Consider the following 640-nt stretch of genomic DNA (forward strand, 5'->3'; position numbering starts at 1 on the left):
CCTGAGAGTGTCTTTCATTCGAAAGTCCTCTTTGCTCCCGTAGCCACGTCCATTTGACGTGAACTTCTCTGTAGTCATTGGCGTTGCAACATCAGTCACTTCAACTTCATCGGTGATGCCGGGATTAACTCTCTCGATTGCATTGATAGTGTTACTGGCAATCTTTTCCTTTTCTTCTTCGTATTTCCTTTGGTCTTTTGAGAGTTCCTCCCAGTAAGACCAATAGGTGTCATACATAACTTTGATACTGGTCTTTCCCTTTGGTGCCATTGTTCCGTCATAACTGTAATTCAGAAGATTCACTTGGCACACCGTTACCTGCAATCTCAATCGGTTTATCCAGAAAGAGGGACATTGAATTCGGCAAGTGTGACAGGTCCATGTTAATGCCAAAAGACACGTGCAGAGCCATCATCATTCTGTCGATGGGCTTTGAATACATCGAGCGCAGCCGATCGGTGAGGTGTCTCTCACCTATCAGTTTCTTAAAAGTATCATNNTTTTGACGGTGTTCCTGCCCATCGCGGCACAGCCGTAGAGATTTGTTCCACCTATAGTATGTCCTATTACGGAGAAGTTCTTAAGAGTCTTCAATACCAGTGGTTTGTTGAGAAGTCCCCTGAGAGTGTCTTTCATTCGA

The 640-nt window shown here is 44.5% G+C and carries 1 pseudogene; it reads right to left on the minus strand.

Features of this window, described 5'->3' with window-relative positions:
- Positions 1-312 (minus strand): annotated as a pseudogene (locus tag B3K91_RS04265) (NAD(P)/FAD-dependent oxidoreductase); the annotation flags it as partial.
- Between the last annotated feature and the right edge of the window lie 328 nt (positions 313-640).

Source organism: Mesotoga sp. UBA5847, assembly GCF_002432735.1.
Taxonomy (GTDB): domain Bacteria; phylum Thermotogota; class Thermotogae; order Petrotogales; family Kosmotogaceae; genus Mesotoga.